We start from the raw sequence: 16,805 nt of genomic DNA, 5'->3' as shown, positions 1-16,805 counted from the left end.
GAAAATTCCTATCAATAGTAAAAAAAACCATCCAGGTATGAAGTACGAGAGGGCATTTCACGGCCATCTGAAGTCAATAAATCAGGGGGCAGCACTTTAATTTGCTCTTTGGTGATTTTTTCCAAATCAACCCGCTTTGGCTCATTAAAACCAAGTACAGTAAAAATGGCCTCGGCCAGAAGCGTCGTCGGTTTAGGCCTTTTTCGTTGCTTGCGTACACCACGGAAACAGGCATATGCCGTGATGGAATAGGAAATTACGACGAGCTTCAAAAAATCCTCAAGAGAAAGTGACTTAGAGGCAAAAAAAACAAAAAGGAGCAAAACAGTAAAAAAGCCGCCAATCAAAAAAATTCCTGATCGATACTCATAAAAAACATCGATTTCTCGCCCATGGCGACAATATGGCGTCATAGTGATAGTTCGAAGTTCGGGGAGAGCTATTGCGTATACGACATAGTGTTCTTCTCTACCCATCACAGCCATTTCCACGAAATCACCAACCTTTACATTGGTTTTCCCCAGCCAGCCACTGAATGAAACGCCATTGATCTTCCCACGTACAAAATCACTTGCATCACTCATTCGAACCTGACTTTGGCCTGTTACCGCTGCTCCTGCAGTATTGCCTGTCATCGCCACTAACAATCCCCCTACCTGGTTGCGAGATTCCTGATGAGCAAAGGCTTCTGGGTCATATTCACGATCAGTAAAATAACCGATGACTTTCTGCACGCTAAACTCTTCCAACATTCCACTGACTTTGAACAAAGGCTGTCGAGGTGGTAGCTCTGGCGGTGGTGGTTCTGTTGCCAGGATTGCGTCCAACTGAGTTATCTCAGCAGACGCTTGCTCGTTCTCCCGTTCAAGCTTTAGAGGATCACATTCGTCAGGATGCTCAACCGCCCATTTGTTGTTAACTTCAATGATTGTTTCGCAATGGCTTTTCTTTCGCCTGATTTCATCAAACGCAATAAACTCTCCCGAAAATTTCCTGTCCTTTGTCATAACACAGCCCCCAGTGCTTTTTGATATTCTTCCTGCTGGTTGTCATACTCCTTGTCACGAGGCTTTTTGGGGCCCAGTTGCCAGGTACTCTTCAGTTTGTCATCAGGCTCCAGTCCGAATACGCCCTCCCGACACCATTTCTGTAAATCGTTACCAAAGTAGTAAGTGATGAGTTGTTCGATCAGGAACAGAGCTATCATCACCTCCCAACTCGCCAACCAAGAAATTGCTTCAGCCGCAGCCCACTTTGCAGCCACATCCGCAATTTCTTTCCTCACAATCCCACTATCGGCCAGAAGTTTCATAAGACCTTCGCTGGATTTAACTAATAGCCCCACATCATTGGCACTCTTCATAAAGTACAATCCGACATAAGACCATCGAGTATGCTCAGCAAAGCCCTCTGCATATAAATCTTCAGCATCCAGAACCAGATTGATCACCGCAGCGGTCGTCCCTGCACCGGTCCCCACAAACTTCACGCTTGTGGTTCCGGCCCCATTCTGAATACCGTGTTTAACCGCCGGTTCAATAATCTCTGTGGTTGTGCTAAGAGTCCCAAGGAACGCAGACGCTATCTGCGCATGACTTTTCGAATCCCCTTTGCTCTCCTGCAGCTGATTTTTGAATTCCAGCCCGTTGAAGAACAGCGCCAGCAATTTGATTCGGGCCCCTTTCAGGGCGCTTTCGCCTTCAGCACCCTGGGCAAATTTGTCAAAATCACTTTGATAGCGAGTGCTAAGTTTCCGCCGTTCAGCCGCGCCCGAATACTTCATATCCTCCAGGAGCTGACTTCTGAACGTATCACCGTCCTGTAACTGCCCGAGTGACAGTTGCACCGCATTATCAAATGACACACCGGATACCACCTGGAACAGTGTTTTCGTCAGCAACCCGTTTAACCCGTCCAGAAACTTACCGGCGCGGCTGATGTTAAAGAAGCGATCGCCAAATGTGCTCAGGCGACGGTCACAGTACAGCATCATCCGCGAGAACGATGAAGACGGCGTGGCGGGTCGCTCCAGTGCTTCATTGGCACCGGCATATGCTTCATTCAGCTTGCCTGCCAGCGGGGCCACCGCCGCCAGGAAGGATGCTTCGTCCGCTTTCTCTGTTTTGCCGTGGCTCTTTGCCAGGCTTTCCAGATAGGCGGTCATATCGGCTATCACATCGGGGTTATTGAGCAGCAGCGAGCGCCAGACCAGGTTACTTTCGGATTTCGCAGAATACTGGTTTATCAGGCTGTCCAGCCACTGTGCGCCGGTATCGGTCAGGTTCAGCGAGGCCAGCGCATAATCCACAATTTCGCGGTAGCTCAGGTTATCCTCCACACTCGTGGAGTAAAAATCCTGGCTACAGGTAATAAACGGCGCAGACTTAAGCCAGTCGATACGCAAACCGTGCAGGGCTTCCATCCGGGTGGCTATCACCTTACAAAACTGCTCATAACAGGTATTGAAGGCATTTATCTTGTCGTGATTCAGCTCCGCATCGTACTTCGCCCAACTGGTCGCCAACGCCTCATCACCCGCCTGTTCTGATGACAGTTGCGCCCGTTGCAACAGATCATTCAGTGCCGACTGACGCTGCGTGTCAGCGCCCGGCACCATCGCGATGACACCACCAGAAACCTTATCCATGCCGTAATTTGCAGTACTGCTGAAGGCATCCAGTGTGTGCTTTTCTGCCAGCGCTTTTTCCATCTGCTGGATTTGGTTGCGGGCACCAGCCAGTGACTGCACACTCATAAACTCAATCGACAGCTCGTCCAGCCAGCCCGCATGCAGGGCGGCCATATCATCACTGAATCCCGCCAGCTCATGAGCAATACCCGCCGCATCATCCAGCGCCACCACCAGTTGGGTAATGGGTTTGTCGTAGCGGTTAACCCCGGCCCCCTGTTTCTGCATCGCGTCTATTGTCCGCTGCGCCTGCTCACAGCGGCGGCGGCTCCACGACGTCAGGGTGCCCTGAGCCCGCACTTCGCCTTCATCAAAATAAAACCACGGTGATGCGCTGTCCGTGCGGCTGATACGCCGTACCGGCGGGTTATACGGCAGCGTCAGTACGGGGCAGGCAGGGCCCGGCGTCATGTAGTCAGCTATTTCATTGAGCACCTCAACGCTTGCCTGGGCGACACGCTGTTCGTTAGCAGGCGTGGTCCACTGCCAGTATTCCACGCACTGCATCCGTTTCTTACGGGCGTTCGCATCAGAGCCGTAGCGCTCCAGCGTACCGGTCCGCCATTTGGCCGATGTGAATGCAATCCAGCAGTTGCCCTTCAGGGCAGCAGGACTGAGGATGAGCATCTCCAGATTGGTTGGGTTGTGGTACGGCATGGTGCAGTCAGATTTTTTCTGCGACCGTGCATACGCAGCGGAGGGCTGTTTCCACAGGCTGCCGTCTTCCGCTACCGACCAGCCTTCCCACTGACGGTTACTTTCGTAATACACATACACAAAGCCCTGACGCAGGGCGCGCAGCAGGTAGTCATAGCCGTCGCCGGTGGGGAACGGCGTGTCCGGCTTCGCCCAGGCCGGAACGCTGGCCGACAGCCCGGCAGGCACCACGGCATAACGTACCGGCAATATCGCCGGGCCGGATATCTGGCAGTGTGAGCAGGGTTTCGGCCCCAGGGGAGAGGTTGTCATACAGGGCTCCTTGCGTCAGATGCGGACGCGTTCGTCTCTTCGGTGTTCAGGTCGTGGCAGAGCTGCTGCCAGTCCCGGTCAGACAGTGCGCCAGTGCAGATGGCGTAATCCGTGTCCGGCTCCCGCTCGCGTGGTGAAAGCAAAATCTTCATCCGGGGATGCATATCCAGTTCAGGATGTAACCGCAGGCAGTCGAGCGCCAGCGCCTGCTGGTCGGTATCGTTGTCAAAACCGTGCAGCTGCTGCGCGCGTTTCAGCGCCCTGCGAATAATCGTGACTGCAGTGGCTTCATCGTGACGGGGCTTGTTGATATGTGCCTGCCGATAGTGTTCCAGGACACGGACGATTTTACCGGTCTGACTGATGTGAATTTCATCCTCCGGGTTCACCATCAGGGAGAACGTCATATACGGGTATGGCGACGGAGAATGGTCGTGGCTGACGAGCCTGCCATCACCGTCCGGGTAATGCCAGCCGGAAAGCACGCCCAGCCAGCGTTCATGCTGCACATCATCCAGTTGCGGCCACAGGATGCCGTGTATCGCCGGGTCGTAATACCGCAGCAGTATCTGTTGTCCAGAAATCAGCCGCTGAATGGCCGTGTAACCGAGTTGTTTTGCCATGACAGCGGTTTCGTAAGGGCTGGTCAGCCAGCCGCAAACTGCCCGACCGCCACCATTGCACAGGCGGTCAGGATGTTGATCTTCCAGGGCATGACGGATGCTGCTCTCCAGCAGGGCGTGATGGGTAGCCTGCGTCAGGTCGAGTGGTATCAGCCAGGGATGGCGGTCCATGCTCAGGTTGCGGTGCGGCAGCGTGACCGGCACCGGGCGCTGGTCCATCAGTGCGCAAATAAACGGGTGCATCATATCTTCCGGCAATGCCTCCCGGTCGATAAGCAGGTATACATATTCCTGACGCTCAGTGATGGCGGCCTGCACCTGAGTCAGCAAAACGTCCGCCTGTTGCGTGACGGCCTGCGGACTGAAATCGTACATGATAGTCACAGGGTCGTCCTCACAGTGGCTCAGCCGCATCTTTAGGCGCCTTCATTGTTGAACAGCCCTCCGGCAGGCTGATACTGCCCTGCATCGATGCCGCCCCCAGCTTCTCCAGCGTTCCGGCCTTCACCGTGACGTTACCGGAGCCGCCCAGGGTGATACTCCCGCCTTTCATCTGTATCCATGCGCCACCGCACTCCAGCAGCAGTTCGGTTTGTGCCGAGACCGTGACCTTGCCGCTCTGACTGCTTATCTGTATATCCTTCATCGCGAACATATCCAGTGCATCACTCTGCGCCTGAATCTCCACCTTTCCGGCGGCAGCAAACAGTTTGATGCCGAGCTGTTTCGCAAACAGACTGAGGGTCTCGCTCACGGCGATACACAGCTTTTTGCCGATGCTGATATCCGCATCCTGGCCGGTGGTGGCAATCAGGTTCTGACCGGCGGCAAGCTGGATGCTGGACGGGGTGACCTGTGCGATACCCGACGGGGCCGAGAGCAGCAGCGCCTGTTGTTGCAGGTTCTTCAGCGTGCTGTTGAGCAGGTCGGTCTGTTTCTGCACGTCGGCCAGTTCCGCTTTTGCCATTTCGGCTGCGGCTCTGAGACTGCTGGCTTCCTGAATCGCCGCTTCCAGCTCGCTGACCGCTGCCTGCATATCAAGCATCGGACCGTCAGCCTGTTGCTGGCCGTCGGCGGTGATGAAAATGCCTTTCGCGGCGCGGAACACACCGTGACCGTCAGTGCGCAGTTCAGCCCCTTCACCACGCAGCGCCCTGGCATCAGAATCCTGGACGTTAAATCCCAAGTTTAATTGTGTCTTACCGGAATGCGGCGTGGAGAGGTGGATATTCTCTTTTCCGCGCTCATCCTGCAGGCGCATTTCATTGGCTGCAGGCGTGAGAAGGATGTTGCGTGTGTAATTTTCGATGGTGACGTGGTCGGGATGACGCGAGTCATGCAGCGACCAGGCAATAAATGGCTTGTCCGGGTGACCGCCGTCAAACATCACCGCCACTTCGGTGCCCTGTATCAGCGGCAGGTGCAGACCGAAATTGTCACCGGCATAATCGCGGGCACGGCGCAGCCACGGGCTTTCGCCGCCCTGCGGCCACGAATCTTTATCGAAGTCAAAACGCACCCGGTAGCGGCCCATTTTGTCGATATGGCTGTAGATATCACTGGCCTGTGAACTGGTGATACGCGCCGTCAGCGGGACGGTGATGCGGGCACGGGGCTGTTCCGGCGGGCAGAAACTGACCGCATCCCGCCAGGCAATCCCTTCGGCTTTCAGCTTATAGTGCGAGTCACGACTGGCTGAGGATTCGATGGCGGTCACCAGCATCCCGTTTGCAAAAGCCTGTGAGGTGTCGCCTTCGGCTTTCAGTATCTGACCGGGCGCAATCAGCGTTGAATTACTTTCGAGGCTCAGCCGGTGCTGGCGGTTCAACTGACGTTCGTGACGCAGGCGGGCGTAGAAATAGCCGCTTTCGGTGTTATTGCTGTCCGGGCGGTTGTACTGGTCGCCTTCGCTCAGGAAACCATCGGTATAGTGGTAATCGTTGCCGTAAGTGGTTTTGTCATCGTCGTGGGTCAGGTCCGCATCCGCGTTCATGATGGCGTCAGCGGTACGGTAGTTATAGTCATGCATACTGACTGAACGTTCCGCCACCTGGTGATGCGCCTGTAAATTCCACACCGACTCCGCACGGTTGTCGTGCATCCCCGCCGGGTTCACCGCCGGGACGCTCACGTCATACTGCCAGCCCTTTCCTGAATCCCCGAACAGCACCACTTCATGCCCGGTTTCACTGTCCTGGGTGAAGTTAAACCAGATACCGACTTCACTGAGCAGTCGGGCGATAAACTCCGCATCGGAGAGCATGAACTGGGTGATAATCTCCCTCGACGGCCAGGTATTACTCAGGCGGAACTCAAACAACCAGCCCGGCCAGTTGTGGTTCTTCCGCAGGATTTTTTCCACCACCTCCGGGACCGACATATTCTGGTAAATGGCGCTGCGGCGGCTGTTATCCAGCAGGGAGAGGCGCGGCTCAAACGTCAGGCGGTAGGTGGCTTCATCCGCCGAAACGGAAAGACGAGAGAAACGGGTGATGACGCCGTACACGGTGCGCCGGACTTCCGGCGCAATGGTCCGGCGAAACGCCGCCTCCGGCAGGGTCTGCATAATGAAGGTGACGTTCTTCATCAGCATCACCGACGGGTCGATATCCTTATCAGCACTGGTCAGCACCACGTCATAACGGTAGCGGGTGCTTAAACCTTCGCGTCCCTGAAATGACTCCACGTCCAGCGGCGCGGTGCAGCCTTTCACCTTCAGGTGATAACGGTTCAGGGTCAGGGCATCCAGAACGGGAGAGACAGTGGTCATCGTGGCTCCTTCATCTTTCATCCGGAGCAGGCTCACCTGTGCCGGAAAGCGTGAAATCTCAGCCCGGCAGGGCCATCTGTAATACGTGGTGCAGGGAAACCTGCAGTCCGGCACTCAGAGCGCTGGTCACCAGCAGCGCCAGAACGATATGCGCCAGACGGGAGTGAAGCAGCGTGCCGCGCACCGTCGGGCGGCGCTCCACCACCAGCGGCGCAGATAAGGGCTGTCCACCGGCAGGCACCAGCGCATTAAGGGATTCCAGTGCATATTCGCGCTTATACCGGCCGTCAGGCATTTTGTCCCGGAGCCGTTCACTCCAGCGCTGACTGAACCCCATGCCGAATAAACGCTGGTACAAAACCAGCAGGCGTGGGTCCGGTGCGGCCTGATGCAACAGCTCCCGCACGCGCTCAAACATCACCTCGCCAGCCCGCATCTGCATGACAAAACGGGCCTGCAGCGGATTATGCAGCCAGACGGAGTTCTCCAGCGAGGAGGCAGTGTTGAGTACAGCATCATCCATCATGGCGCACTGTGCATAAATGACATGATTAATAAAATCATCGTGTTCTTTTGCTGCTTTCAGCTTTTCCTGCACGGTTTCCACCAGCATGACTGCATAGTGATACAATGCTTCATCGCGAGCCTGCGCAGGCTGATGATAAATATCCATCACAAACAAATAAGTATCCTGCAGCAGGGAGTCAATATAAACACTGGCATTGTCGCAGCCGGGAAAATGAGATGACGCAGACGATACAGAGAAGTCCAAAATAAGACACCCCACTTACAGTAATGACATTTTTATAAAGACTATCCCTCTGTGATTACAAATCAATCCGGCAAACTGTAATAATTCATTGCCATCCATAAAATAATATCGCCACCCCCGTAAAATCTGGCACAGAGGTAGTATCCATGAGATTCTTTTTGTTTTAGTTCGTAATTAGTTTTCCTGAAAAGTAATTCACAAAACAAATGAAATTAGCATCACCCATAAATATGGGTGCCTATCATTGATATATTCAGAAAGTCAACCAGCTAAAATATCCAATTAAGGACAATGATGATCATAATATCCAATATCATAGATGGCGTTATTTTTTGACAGGTTCAGTTTGTTTTCTGGATGAAGCAAATAAACACCCCGGATACAATCCTGTCAGCATTCAGGAAAAAGGCCGTTAAAAGGCTAAGGGTAAAGGTAAGAGCGCATAAGGGTGGCTACGCAGACCCGATACCCAGAATGCTGATGAGCCGCTGATCAATACGCTGTGTGCGGTGAGTCGGGCGATGAAGTCACTGCTGCTGGATATCGCCCGTATCCGGGGCGGTGAATGGGTACAGTGAAAGGAGGAAATCATGAACCTGAAACCTGTTGAACCCGATGCCCGTGAACTGGTGGACCGTGCCCGTATTCTGACGGGGTGATGCTGGAAAATCCTGATGAGGCCGGGCCAAACTATGTTCTGTTGCTCATTCTGGCCGAACAACTCCATCGTCTGCACGATATCTTCGAAGCGGCTGAATACCGCCGGATGCGGGAAGACAAGCTCTCTCTGTTATTTCACTGTGGCCTCCTGAGCTCTGAGAGACCCCTCTGAAATCACAAAAAACAATCACCTTTTCACGTCCATCGACCGGATGTAAGCTCCGGATTGCACAATGCTGTCGTTGCCAGCGCCCATGCTTCACGGCCTGAAAGAAGCGCCTGAGGAACTCAGGATGGCAGCCCCTACCGGTGAATACCTCCGCAAACACCGGCTCGCAGGTCACTGCGACAGAGGTCAAACTTCACAAACAACATGTCTTTTCGCTGCGCCAGCACTCTGGTCAGCATTCAACGACATCTGAAATTTCCGGGTAAATCCCTGTCCGGCTGAGGATCTGCCCCCTTTACCCTACGGGCTGTGGCCTGCATTGCCGCCAGGCTTTGCTGCCGCGTGACCGTAAAACTGCGCCAGAATCCGCGATCTTTCGCGCCCGGCCCTCAACCGGTGCGTCACTTTGCGTCGCGCAAAGTGACAAAGTGACGCACAACCACCACACCGCGTTATGCCCCTGATTTCAGGAGCCCGGCGCTCATTCCCGAATCTGACACGCCTTTTTGGGGCCGCTGTCAGCAAAAAAGAGGAGAAAAAGATCGATACCGAGGGGGGCATGATGCCCCGGAGAAGTCCTGCGCTGGCAGGCAGTCCGTACCGTGTACTGGCTGAAACTCCCTGTACCTCAACAAGCTGCCACTCCGGCGTGAAGGCATCGTTCTGGCGCAGCCAAAAAGCATACGCCGGAGACTGTTTGTGTTTTCAAAATCATGGGGGAAAGGGTACGGGCAGGTTAGGCAGTGAAATGAAGGCGCTGGCAAAGCACTGTGGCGGCAGCCTAAAACAGTAAACGATCGCCTCTATATGTAACACTTCCGCTGCCGGCATCAGGCTGCCTGTATCAACAATTTTCACAAAGTATTTTAAGCGTCTGAAGTTCATCCTGTCCCCTGCCTTTAATCTCTACGACGTAACGTCTTAGAATGCTTTGCAAAATGCCTGCCAGTTTTTCACGCCTCATCAGACGCAGGTACACAGCCATCACCATAAGGTCACAGCATTTGACCCGTAAAATTACAAACAAAGCTGCACCACGCCGGGGCACAAAGTATGGATTAGATCAAAACTTCAACGCTTTGTTGTTTTTGTCAGCAAACAAACGCGTAATCTTATTTCCCCCTTTGACAAGCCGATCGCACATCGTTACTATGCGCCTCGTTCACACGATTCCTCTGTAGTTCAGTCGGTAGAACGGCGGACTGTTAATCCGTATGTCACTGGTTCGAGTCCAGTCAGAGGAGCCAGATTTTAGTATTAAGACGCCTCAGTGAGTCTTAATGCGTTATAAAAACAAGCAGTTAGATTGACCCGGTTGTCCTGAAAAGGATTGCCGGGTTTTTTGATATCTGTAGTTTTCGGGGGATTCATCGGGGGCCTCTCGGTTCGTTGAACGAATGGAGCCCCCCCGCTATGGCACTCACTGATACCGCTATCCGCAAGCCCAGCCCCACAGACACCCCCTTCAAACTCGGCGGCAGTGCCGGACTGTACCTGCTGATCAAACCCAACGGCTCAAAACTCTGGTATATGAAGTACCGCATTGACGGGAAAGAGAAGAAGCTGGCCTTTGGTCCTTACCCGGATGTTTCCCTGCTTACGGCATGCCAGTTCCGCAATGCGGCACGCAGTAAAATGCGTGCGGGGGTCGATCCCTCCGTTGACAAAAAAATCGCGCAACAGAAAAAGAAAAACGGACAGACATTCCGCCAGATCGCCATAAACTGGCATGCCGATCACCGGCGCTGGATCTGGATCTGGACGGTGAATTTACGCCGCCGGAAACACAGCATTACCCGGCCCTGCCGCTTGAGAAACTACCAGAATTATTATCCCGGACGGATAACTACTCCGGCAGGCTGCTGACACGCTATGCCCTTAAATTGTCGCTGCTGTTCTTTGTGCGCTCCAGCGAACTGCGCTTTGCCCGCTGGAGTGAGATCGACTGGCAGCAGAAGCTCTGGATAATCCCGGAAGAACGGGAGCAGATCGAAAACGTGTGCTTCTCTCACCGTGGCACAAAGATGAAAACACAGCACATCGTCCCGCTGTCCGATCAGGTAATGGCGATCCTGAAACAAACTGAAGCGCTCTCCGGGCATCTGGCGTTTATTTTCCCCGGCGAATACGACCAGGACAAGTGCATGAGCGACAACACCATCAACAAAGCATTGCGCGTGATGGGCTACGACACCAGAAAAGAGATCTGCGGTCACGGCTTCCGGGCGATGGCGTGCAGTGCGCTGAGTGAGTCGGGACGGTGGAGCAAAGAAGCGATTGAAAAGCAAATGAGCCATCAGGAAAGGAACAGCGTGCGTGCCGCCTATATTCATAAGGCAAAATATCTGGAGGAGCGGATCGCTATGATGCAGTGGTGGGCGGATTATCTTGATAAAAATACTGAGCGATATGTGTCTCCTTATCAGTTTGCGGGACACCAGAGGCAAGCGTCATAGAACGGCCTTCCCCTTTTAACCAAGAAAATTTATTGGATAGTTATACAGGCAACACTATCCCGAAATAATAATCCATACTGAATAAATATTTCGTGAATTCCGGTTGAATGTTAACTGTACTGTCACCGTTAATATTCTCGTATTTTTGGCCTCTTCCTTGAGGCTTTGTATTTATTGTTGAGGAGCGTTAGGATCATCACCGTAATCAACTTCACATGGAGAGCCTTTATCTAATGCAGTGAATTTATTATCCTTAAAGGTGTACATCATATATTTGCATTGCAAATTTCTGAGATCAGATTGGGGAGCGGTATTTCCATTCATCCACAATACAATACTATTAGGATAAAAGCCAGGTTCAAACTCTTCAGGTGAAGGCGTACCATTATCATGATAAGGGCGATAATGGGTATTTTCATTAAACTCTGGTAATTCAGAAACGATCTCTCCTGAAGTCTTATCAATCACCCAGCCACAGACCCAGCGATTGTCGCCACACTCTTTCGGGAGTTCACCGTTCCAGCTCAGGTAAAGGCGATAATGTCCGGCAAAATTAACAGGCTTGGCAAGCTCCCGCTGCATTGTCTGCTTCCATTTGTTGGTATAGCTCTGCTGCTCTGCCGATAACGCAATATTCTTTGCAAATGGCCCGGTGCTCACCGCAACAGGGTAATCAGAAAACTGTGGATTATCCTTACCGGCAAAGGCTTCGCAGGTAAAAGTCAGCAATGCAAAGCCCAGTAAAATGTTATTGTGCTTCATTTTTGGAATCCTTCAATTTTTGAATCAGATCATCTGGCATAATAAATACCTTATTTAGCTTGTCACCATTGTAATAACCGATGCCGTCAGCAGACGCGTAACGTTTTTTATGAATACGATGATGGTTTTTGTCTACAACAAATGACCTATCTGGATTTTTCTCGTATTCATGCGGATCGGGGCTGATGGGTTTTCCTTGCTTCACGCCAACTGATGCAAATTCCAACGCACAAGCATAAGCGGCATCGTCCACGCTGCCGTTACCTTCCAGATAGGCGATAATCGCTGGGCGTTTAACTTTGATTATGTATTCTTCAAAAATCCTGTCCTGTATGGCCTCATCATACGGTGCATTAACATCCAGATTAAGGTTTCTGACCGCTTCTTTTAATGGATCGGTTGTTACCTGGTAGCGCCCTGTTGCAAACATATCAAATTGCGCCTGTGCATCCATTACCTGCTGAAGTGTCATCGAGGTCAGATTAGTTTTACTGTGCACCTCTGTGTGGGTCGGATGCGGGTGCGGGTATGTCCGGTTATAAATGGTGTAATCATTCCGGGATTCAGCATCGCAAATTAAATCCGCAAACGGACTGTGCGCCCAGCCGCGTTTTTTCGACGTGCTGATGGCATCCAGAAACACCAGCGGGTGCATATGCCATGGCGTTCGCGACATGTCCGGTACCTGATCCATCCAGCGAGTGGCGTTCAGAAAACGGATACCATAGCTGTACCATTCCGGCGCTTCCTTTTTGAGCAATGTGGTGAAGAAAGCCTGCCAGACGGGGTCATCTGACGTACAGTACCAGTCACCCGGATGTTTCACACACAGGTGTTGCAGGTGATCAATGTAATCCGGGTTCTGTACTGCCCGGCGGTACTCCTGGGCCGAATAGCGTGTCTCACCGCTGTCGATTTTATCCAGCAGCCGCTGGTAGTTGTGTTTCACCTGCGCATGACTGGTACGCGGGTCTTTTGAGGAAGCGTTAAACAGCATCTGAAAAATATGCCACACCAGTCCCGCAGGCTGGTTTTTGCCGTCGAGGTGGTCAAAGCTACGCGGGCTGGCTTCAACGGTTTCAAAACCCCGCTCCGCCAGGTCATAGCGTGACAGCAGCTTCAGGTCGGATTCTGCAAGATAGCCCCGCGATGCGCCAGCCTGCCAGTAAGTCACCTGATTGTCTTCTGTGTGCTGGCTGCCATTCAGGGAAAAAATACCGTCCTGATGGGTAGTCAACTGGCTTTGATATATCGCATTTACGCTGTTCTTCATATAGAGCGGTATACCCGCCGGGTATTTGCCAAACGCGGGTTTATCCCGCTCCACATGTTCAGAATTACTCAGAAAGCGCGGCAAGTCATCAGTGGTAACGCACTCAATATGCACCTGATAGCGCCCGTTATAACCGCCATCCTTCGGTGCCTGATAATACCCCAGATGCCCGATAGCATCCCCGGACCGTATCGGGTACGGCGTCGGGCAGACCACGGTATCAAACTGCATCGTCTCTTTTGCCGGAGGTAGCAGATTACTCCACCATGCCGGGCGCTCCGGCCCGTTATGGTCCGGCAACAGATTGCCGTTATCGCACACCCCCCAGAGCAGGTCCGCGGCGTTCAGGTTCATTTTATCGGTGATACCTTCCACCAGTGACACGTGCGCATACCGTCGCCCGCGAGCGGTCATCTGTGCTGCCGGGTCTGATTTATTCCAGTTCACGCGGGTACCGGGCTTCAGTGTGGTGGCGGTCCATTGCAGGGTATCGTCAACATACGCTTTCAGGTGCTGACCGTCAGCCACTTTGTACGCCGTGCTTTCTTCGGGATACGCCGACCACGGGGCCAGGTGCATATACAGCGTGTAAAACGTCAGGGAGCTGGCAGCGGTTTGTCCCGGCTGGATATGATGCCTGACCAGCACGAAGGACGAGGAATAAAACAAATCGCCCGACTCCCACGGCAGAGTAAGGTAGTCCCGGTTAATACGGTAAGCGACAACCTCACCGTCTGCCATACAGCGTATGGCCTGCTCGCCTTTCCCGGGCACAGGGTACTCCATCACCTCCTGTGGTGCTTTCCCACTCAGGGCGCACCACGGCGTGGTGGCATCGGTGATATGAATCCCGCCATGCCACATCCCGTTACTGCCAATGAGCCAGTGTCCGGTAGGCTCTCCCTGAAGATGAGCCAGAATGTCGTCAATGTTGCTGAACGCGTGCCCCCGGTTATTTTTGGGGACCGGAAAGACCCGGATAAAGGGACGTGGTGGTGTACTGACGGCAGCACCGGTAGTACTGGCTGAGGTGTTTCCCATGAATCTCTGTTCCCTGACACCATGATAAAAGTGCGTTTATTTTCCGCGCAATAGCCTGTATTCAGTACAATTTTTCATTTCAGGATGTTACCGGCATATCTGATACGCCGGACTGACATAGGGCTCCTTCATCCCTGTACGGCATCGCCGCAGCACGAAGAATCAAAAAGGGAAAAGGCCTGGGTAATGGCGCATAAAGGTAACGACCCTGCCCGAAAAGGCTACAGGACTAAAAACAAAAAGGCAGGGCTGATGCAGAAAAGAGCGTTCAGAACGCTTCCCCCAAATCGATTCTATACCCCCTCCAGCCAGCAGCTCTGCCAGCCATGCTATGGTCCGGATGTTTCCGCACCTGCCTGAGGTGGCGTATGTATTCTGATACATACGCCACCTCAGGCAGGCTTCTCTTTGGATGAACCCCGGCTATGTGCCGGATGTCGCTTTTCTGTCGCGCCGCAATGGACTACAACACCCGCGCAGTCCCGAAGGGGCTGCCGGGTGTAGGAACCCGTCGAAACTAACAGGCAATAATGGTTTACCGTTATCGCCCTGAACTGCCGTTGATGTGCGCAGTATATATCTGTGCACGACGTTCAATGGTGGCTCAGGCAGGGCAGCCTTCGGGCTGGCCGGTGTCCTGTTAGGCCGGTTTCTCACCCCTGTTCTGGGCCATCACCATGAGCGTGAGAACTCCGATGATGGCCTGTTACCCCTGACAGGAGAACACCATCATGATGGTTATTCCGCTCTCTGAACTCAGAAAAAAGCTCGATCGCCACGGTTATATTCCCCAGTCCTGTGAAGATAACGACGAACTGATCCAGCTTCTGGATATCCGGGGCCCCACTCCGGCAGGCGTCCTGCACCACGACAACATCCTTCACTGGCTCAGCGAATCCGATCTCTGGAACGAACGTTTTCCCTCTCGCCCTCTGTCCCGCGCCGATCAATATCCACTCCGTCTTGCCCTGGAAATCCACAGCACCCTGGCCCTTGCAGAGTCCCGCACTGTCACGGCCCTGGCCGACTGTAACCATTACCCCCCCGGAAAACTTCACCATCTGCGCCAGTTGCTGGCATCGGTACTTTACGATTTTGCCCTGCGCCTGACGACGTTCCGCTTTGACAGTGCCAACCCACAGCTTCCCGGCGGACTGTTTCCGGTTATCAACGATCTGCGTCAGCTTGCGGATGACATCTTTAGCGATCATAACCAAAAACGGCCCGTAGAGCGTGTGGAGATGGACAGGCTGGCGACAATATTCGCCCGGATACACATCCGGTTTGATGAATGGTGCGCAGACCCGATACCCAGAATGCTGATAAACCGCTGATCAATACGCTGTGTGCGGTGAGTCGGGCGATGAAGTCACTGCTGCTGGATATCGCCCGTATCCGGGGCGGTGAATGGGTACAGTGAAAGGAGAAAATCATGAACCTGAAACCTGTTGAACCCGATGCCCGTGAACTGGTGGAGCGTGCCCGTATTCTGACGGGGTGATGCTGGAAAATCCTGATGAGATTGGGCCGAATTTTGTCCTTTTGCTTATCCTCGCCGAGCAGCTCCAGCGCCTGCGTGATATTTTCGAAGCGGCTGAAGTCCGGCGCATGCAGGAAGACAAGCTCCCTCTGTAATTCCACCGTGGCCTCCTGGTTTTTCGGGAAGCCACATAAGATCCATAAAAAATATTAGAGTCAAGGGGAAACTCTTTTCACGTCCATCGACCGGATGTAAGCTCCGGATTGCACAATGCTGTCGTTGGCAGCGCCCATGCTTCACGGCCTGAAAGAAGCGCCTGAGGAACTCAGGATGGCAGCCCCTACCGGTGAATACCTCCGCAAACACCGACTCGCAGGTCACTGCGACAGAGGTCATACTTTACCGACAATACGTCCTTTCGCTGCGCCAGCTCACTGGTCAGCATTCAACGACATCTGAAATTTCCGGGTAAATCCCTGTCCGGCTGAGGATCTGCCCCCTTTACCCTACGGGCTGTGGCCTGCATTGCCGCCAGGCTTTGCTGCCGCTTGACCGTCAATCTGCGCCAGAATCCGCGATCTTTCGCGCCCGGCCCTCAACCGGTGCGTCACTTTGCGTCGCGCAAAGTGACAAAGTGACGCACAACCACCACACCGCGCTATACCCCTGATTTCAGGAGCCCGGCGCTCATTCCCGAATCTGACACGCCTTTTTGGGGCCGCTGTCAGCAAAAAAGAGGAGAAAAAGATCGATACCGAGGGGGGCATGATGCCCCGGAGAATTCCTGCTCTGGCAGGCAGTCCGTACCGAGTACTGGCTGAAACTCCCTGTACCTCAACAAGCTGCCACTCCGGCGTGAAGGCATCGTTCTGGCTCAGCCAAAAAGCATACGCTGGAGACCGTTTATGTTCCCAAAATCGGGGGAGAAGTGTATGGGCAAGTTAGGTGGTGAAATGAAGGCGCTGGCAAAGCACTGTGGCGGCAGCCTAAAACAGTAAACGATCGCCTCTATACCGTGCAATGTTTTGATCACTTGGGCAAATTTGATAGTCGGCTAAGAGCGCAGGGTGTATGAAGAAATCTGAGTTACCCGGTAGATTCGCTCACCGGCACGCTGAGTTTATGTGGTTACTTGAGCGAT

9 protein-coding genes, 1 tRNA gene and 5 pseudogenes are annotated in these 16,805 nt (G+C 53.3%); 7 read left to right on the top strand and 8 right to left on the bottom strand.

Features of this window, described 5'->3' with window-relative positions:
* Positions 1 to 11 precede the first annotated feature (11 nt).
* The 5 genes from ACE15A_RS08415 to ACE15A_RS08395 are packed head-to-tail and all read right to left on the bottom strand — an operon-like array spanning position 12 to position 7,724.
* Positions 12 to 1,007 carry a putative type VI secretion system effector gene (locus tag ACE15A_RS08415; RefSeq protein WP_053509568.1) on the bottom strand — a complete coding sequence of 332 codons (996 nt, stop codon included), beginning with the start codon at positions 1,005 to 1,007 and terminating at the stop codon, positions 12 to 14.
* Positions 1,004 to 3,658 carry a T6SS effector BTH_I2691 family protein gene (locus tag ACE15A_RS08410; RefSeq protein WP_064055849.1) on the bottom strand — a complete coding sequence of 885 codons (2,655 nt, stop codon included), beginning with the start codon at positions 3,656 to 3,658 and terminating at the stop codon, positions 1,004 to 1,006. The genes ACE15A_RS08415 and ACE15A_RS08410 overlap by 4 nt, the downstream gene beginning before the upstream one ends.
* Positions 3,655 to 4,656 (bottom strand): DUF4123 domain-containing protein, encoded by a 1,002-nt coding sequence (locus tag ACE15A_RS08405; protein ID WP_226303013.1) that lies wholly within the window; start codon positions 4,654 to 4,656, stop codon positions 3,655 to 3,657. The genes ACE15A_RS08410 and ACE15A_RS08405 overlap by 4 nt, the downstream gene beginning before the upstream one ends.
* Before the next feature lie 19 nt (positions 4,657 to 4,675).
* Positions 4,676 to 7,051: a type VI secretion system Vgr family protein gene (locus ACE15A_RS08400; RefSeq protein WP_064055868.1), complete on the bottom strand. Its 2,376-nt coding sequence runs from the start codon at positions 7,049 to 7,051 to the stop codon at positions 4,676 to 4,678.
* Between the two features lie 58 nt (positions 7,052 to 7,109).
* Positions 7,110 to 7,724 (bottom strand): DotU family type IV/VI secretion system protein, encoded by a 615-nt coding sequence (locus ACE15A_RS08395; protein WP_053509576.1) that lies wholly within the window; start codon positions 7,722 to 7,724, stop codon positions 7,110 to 7,112.
* Positions 7,725 to 8,413: 689 nt separating this feature from the next.
* Between ACE15A_RS08395 and ACE15A_RS08390 the strand changes: the two are divergent.
* Positions 8,414 to 8,655 (top strand): annotated as a pseudogene (locus ACE15A_RS08390) (hypothetical protein).
* 801 nt (positions 8,656 to 9,456) lie between these two features.
* On the opposite strand, the pseudogene ACE15A_RS08385 reads toward ACE15A_RS08390, so the two are convergent.
* Positions 9,457 to 9,537 (bottom strand): annotated as a pseudogene (locus ACE15A_RS08385) (hypothetical protein); the annotation flags it as partial.
* Positions 9,538 to 9,823: 286 nt separating this feature from the next.
* Between ACE15A_RS08385 and ACE15A_RS08380 the strand changes: the two are divergent.
* Together ACE15A_RS08380 and ACE15A_RS08375 are read left to right on the top strand one after the other, a co-directional pair.
* Positions 9,824 to 9,899: transfer RNA gene (locus ACE15A_RS08380), tRNA-Asn, on the top strand.
* Between the two features lie 166 nt (positions 9,900 to 10,065).
* Positions 10,066 to 11,108, top strand: a pseudogene (locus tag ACE15A_RS08375) (tyrosine-type recombinase/integrase).
* A gap of 171 nt (positions 11,109 to 11,279) precedes the next feature.
* On the opposite strand, the gene ACE15A_RS08370 reads toward ACE15A_RS08375, so the two are convergent.
* Together ACE15A_RS08370 and ACE15A_RS08365 are read right to left on the bottom strand one after the other, a co-directional pair.
* Positions 11,280 to 11,870, bottom strand: coding sequence for a hypothetical protein (locus ACE15A_RS08370; RefSeq protein ID WP_053509580.1), 591 nt, complete (start codon positions 11,868 to 11,870; stop codon positions 11,280 to 11,282).
* The gene (locus ACE15A_RS08365) at positions 11,857 to 14,184 is read right to left on the bottom strand and encodes a hypothetical protein (protein ID WP_380913356.1); all 2,328 of its coding nucleotides are present in this window, start codon (positions 14,182 to 14,184) and stop codon (positions 11,857 to 11,859) included. Before ACE15A_RS08365 ends, ACE15A_RS08370 begins: the two co-directional genes overlap by 14 nt.
* Positions 14,185 to 14,915: 731 nt before the next feature.
* On the opposite strand from ACE15A_RS08365, the gene ACE15A_RS08360 reads away from it, so the two are divergent.
* The 4 genes and pseudogenes from ACE15A_RS08360 to ACE15A_RS08345 form a co-directional block, all read left to right on the top strand.
* A complete protein-coding gene (locus ACE15A_RS08360; protein WP_129382398.1) occupies positions 14,916 to 15,518 on the top strand; it encodes a hypothetical protein in 603 nt (200 codons plus the stop codon).
* On the top strand, positions 15,476 to 15,604 hold the full coding sequence (locus ACE15A_RS08355) for a hypothetical protein (RefSeq protein ID WP_254893444.1): 129 nt from the start codon (positions 15,476 to 15,478) through the stop codon (positions 15,602 to 15,604). Before ACE15A_RS08360 ends, ACE15A_RS08355 begins: the two co-directional genes overlap by 43 nt.
* A gap of 12 nt (positions 15,605 to 15,616) precedes the next feature.
* Positions 15,617 to 15,819 (top strand): annotated as a pseudogene (locus tag ACE15A_RS08350) (hypothetical protein).
* Positions 15,820 to 16,596: 777 nt separating this feature from the next.
* Positions 16,597 to 16,697: pseudogene (locus tag ACE15A_RS08345) on the top strand (phage integrase N-terminal domain-containing protein); the annotation flags it as partial.
* Positions 16,698 to 16,805: the final 108 nt, after the last annotated feature.

Source organism: Salmonella sp. HY31 (assembly GCF_042604575.1).
In the GTDB taxonomy this organism is placed as follows: Bacteria; Pseudomonadota; Gammaproteobacteria; order Enterobacterales; family Enterobacteriaceae; genus Salmonella; species Salmonella diarizonae.
The sequence above is the reverse complement of the archived record's forward strand: the minus strand, read 5'-3'. Positions and strand labels throughout refer to the sequence as shown.

Coding starts and splice junctions, on each gene's coding strand:
- ACE15A_RS08415 (WP_053509568.1), bottom strand. CDS start 1,007: ATGACAAAGGACAGGAAATTTTCGGGAGAGTTTATTGCGTTTGATGAA.
- ACE15A_RS08410 (WP_064055849.1), bottom strand. CDS start 3,658: ATGACAACCTCTCCCCTGGGGCCGAAACCCTGCTCACACTGCCAGATA.
- ACE15A_RS08405 (WP_226303013.1), bottom strand. CDS start 4,656: ATGTACGATTTCAGTCCGCAGGCCGTCACGCAACAGGCGGACGTTTTG.
- ACE15A_RS08400 (WP_064055868.1), bottom strand. CDS start 7,051: ATGACCACTGTCTCTCCCGTTCTGGATGCCCTGACCCTGAACCGTTAT.
- ACE15A_RS08395 (WP_053509576.1), bottom strand. CDS start 7,724: ATGGATATTTATCATCAGCCTGCGCAGGCTCGCGATGAAGCATTGTAT.
- ACE15A_RS08370 (WP_053509580.1), bottom strand. CDS start 11,870: ATGAAGCACAATAACATTTTACTGGGCTTTGCATTGCTGACTTTTACC.
- ACE15A_RS08365 (WP_380913356.1), bottom strand. CDS start 14,184: ATGGGAAACACCTCAGCCAGTACTACCGGTGCTGCCGTCAGTACACCA.
- ACE15A_RS08360 (WP_129382398.1), top strand. CDS start 14,916: ATGATGGTTATTCCGCTCTCTGAACTCAGAAAAAAGCTCGATCGCCAC.
- ACE15A_RS08355 (WP_254893444.1), top strand. CDS start 15,476: ATGGTGCGCAGACCCGATACCCAGAATGCTGATAAACCGCTGATCAAT.